The organism is Streptomyces sp. SID3343, from assembly GCF_009865215.1.
Lineage (GTDB): Bacteria > Actinomycetota > Actinomycetes > Streptomycetales > Streptomycetaceae > Embleya.
The window spans coordinates 1-2,908 of the sequence record NZ_WWJX01001225.1; the positions used below are offsets into that span (position 1 = coordinate 1).

2 protein-coding genes are annotated in these 2,908 nt (G+C 70.7%); both read right to left on the minus strand.

Annotation, left to right across the window (positions count from 1 at the left end):
* Nucleotides 1–171 precede the first annotated feature (171 nt).
* Nucleotides 172–1,002: an SAM-dependent methyltransferase gene (locus tag GT354_RS38520; protein WP_161361032.1), complete on the minus strand. Its 831-nt coding sequence runs from the start codon at nt 1,000–1,002 to the stop codon at nt 172–174.
* Nucleotides 1,003–1,234: 232 nt separating this feature from the next.
* Nucleotides 1,235–2,389 carry an XRE family transcriptional regulator gene (locus GT354_RS38525; protein WP_161361033.1) on the minus strand — a complete coding sequence of 385 codons (1,155 nt, stop codon included), beginning with the start codon at nt 2,387–2,389 and terminating at the stop codon, nt 1,235–1,237.
* Between the last annotated feature and the right edge of the window lie 519 nt (nt 2,390–2,908).

The following is a 2,908-nucleotide window of genomic DNA, read 5'->3' on the forward strand; positions in this document are numbered from 1 at the left end:
GTTAGGCTAACCTAACTCGACGCCACTTGGCTCCTCCCGGACGGCGAATGGTGCTGCGACCTCCCCCTCGACTCCTCGCTCCTCGATCCCCTCGCTCCTCGTCGACGACGACTCCCCCCGGTCGCCCGTCCACGCGCTGTCGCCGCCCCCGCCCCTTCCCCCGGTCGCCGCCTACGGCTTGCGGGCGATGCCACCGAGCAGCAGCGTTCCCGAGACCGGCAGCGGATCGGGCACCCTGTCGTCCGGGCGCCACAACGGCAGGTTGACCAGGCCGGGTTCGACCAGGTCGAGGCCATCGAAGAACGTCGTGATCTCCTCCCGGGAGCGGAACCGCCCGGTGTTGTGCGCGCCGTGCAGCACCTGCTCGATCACCTGCGCCTCGCGGGTGCCGTTTGCCCAGAAATGCGTCAGGAACAGGTAACTGCCGGACGGGAGCGCGTCCAGATACGTCCGAACGACGCCGGCCGGATCCTCGTCGTCCTCCAGGTGATGCACGATCGCCACCATCAGCAGCCCCACCGGACGATCCAGATCGATGAGCTCCTGGACCTCGGGGAGTGCGAGCACCGCCTTGGCGTCCCGGGCATCGGCGGTGACCACGCGCGTGCGGGAGTTCTCGGCCAGCATCGCCCGCCCGTGTGCGAGCACGATGGGATCGATGTCGACGTACACCACCGACGCCTGCGGATTGTGCCGCTGGGCGACCTGATGAGTGTTCTCCGCCGACGGCAGACCCGACCCCAGGTCGAGGAACTGGTCGATGCCCTGTTCCACCATGAAGCGGACCCCGCGCGAGAGAATCGCCCGGTTCGCCAACGCCCCGTCCCGCGCGCCGGGAACGGCGGCGATCAACTCGTCGGCCACCACCCGATCCACGGCGAAGTTGTCCTTGCCGCCGAGCGCGGCGTCGTACACCCGGGCAATGCTGGGGATGCTCACATCCACCCCGCGCGGAGCCCACTCGGCCGATAAACCCGTACGGTTCTCGTCCTGCTCACCCATGGATCCCCCTCGGTCGCGAACCGTCACCGGAATGTGCGCGCCGATCCTATAGCCAACGCCTTCAAGCACACCGAACTCCCGTCCGAACAAACGGAATCCCTCATGTCCACGTTCACCAACACAAACGCAACCGCCCGCCCGACCACCCACCCGCCCGTCTCGGCGACCACGACGAGCGGGCAGGGTCCGCCTTGTCGGCGGCGGCCCTCCCCGTCTGCGGGTGCGGCCGCGGTCACCCCGGTTTGATCAGGTCGATCAGGAACTCCTGGTCGGCTCCGCCGGTGCAGCGCTCCCGGACCACCTCGACATCGGGTGCCGTCTCGGCGGCACGGATGCCCAGGCACTGGTTCCGACCGAACGGGCGGATCCGGTACGTGTCGGTGACGCCCGCGGCACCTGCGGCACCCGCGACGCCCGCATCGACCGCCTCGACCGCCTCGATGCGGAACAACTGCGTGGGCCGCCGTCCGCCGCAGTCGACCCAGGGTTCGAGCATGTTCTCGGCCGGCCCGCCGCTCATGACGGTAAGGCAGCCGATGCCGTGTTCCGAGTGGTGCCACTGGATACGGAAGAACCCGCCCTCGACCGGTGACAGGAAGGTCCGGGGCTCGGTGACCTGCGCGCACGACCGTTGGGCGGCGACGGCGCTCTTGTAACGGCCGGTGTGCTCACGCCCGTCGGTCACGCACAGATCCGTGGACCGGACGGGGTGGATAAGTGCCCAGCTCCCGGCCGACCCGGGCGCGAGCTCAAGCGACGGGACCGCTTGCGACTCCCGCTCCCGGCCCGCGTCGTCGAGACGCTCGGCCACCACGAACACGGCGCACAGTGCCAGCACCACCACACCCGCCACGACGTTCACCGGCCGCCGCCACATCGCCCGGCGGCGGAGGCCGTCCACCGGTCCGGCCGGCGGCCCGTCCTCGTCGCCCGATCGGACCGGAGGAGGCGCGAGTACGACCTCACCGAACGGCACCGCGCCGCCCTCGTTCTCCGCAAGTGGTGCCCGGCCGGCCGCGCCCGACTCCGCGTCCGATTCCGCCTCCGTGTCCGGCTCCCACCCGTCGGTCGCCGCGTCGGCCGCGCCGCGCGCGCCCACCGGGCCGTCGGCCAATCGTCGGTGAACGGCCAGCCAGCCGTCCACGACCGAGTCGCCCAGCCCGCACGCCCGAACCATCGCGTCCACCCGCTCCTCGCCGGGCAACGTCTCACGCGCCAACATGCCGGCCAGGGTGCTGTGCGGAAGGTAGTGGCCGCCCTCTTCGGCCCGGGCGGAAAGTTCCCGGTAGGACAACCCCGACCAGTCCTTCAACGCCCGTAATCGGGCCACGAACTCTCGTGTCGTCGTTGCCGGTTCGGGCTGCGGAGCCGTGTCGTGACGGGCCATGGGCCGATCCCCCCTCGTCGAGTCGCTCGGATGCGCCGCGAAAATCGCGACAGCCGAGTGTTCCGTACATGTCCCGGACACCGGAATGCCTTGTACACATCGCCGGTTCGACCAAGACTCGTTCACGCCAACCCCGGGGCCGCGCCGATACACACGATCGGCCCGGCCGGCCACGCGGATCCGCCGCACCGGGGCCCGCCGAGCCGCAACGGGGGTGGCGGTCGACCGTGCCTTCGTCACCGACGAGGACCGCGTCCGAACCGCCCGTTCGGCGGGCCCCGGCCTCACCCGCATCCGCACCCGGAGCGCGTGGCAGCGCGGGTCGGGGATCGGCCCCGCGCACGACCGGCGACCGGCGACCGGCGACCGACGCGGCGAGAGTCAGGACGTGCGGGGTCGCGTCGAATCGGGACGAAGAGGAATACCGACGATCCGGCCTGTATCAGGATGTTTCCGGCCGTTGAGTCGAGCGGGAAGAGTCCGTACTCCTCTAGCATCGGCCCCCGGCAGGTTCGACGA

What these genes read in the sequence shown, in the direction of transcription:
- GT354_RS38520 (WP_161361032.1), bottom strand. Translation starts at nt 1,002, where the DNA reads ATGGGTGAGCAGGACGAGAACCGTACGGGTTTATCGGCCGAGTGGGCT.
- GT354_RS38525 (WP_161361033.1), bottom strand. Translation starts at nt 2,389, where the DNA reads ATGGCCCGTCACGACACGGCTCCGCAGCCCGAACCGGCAACGACGACA.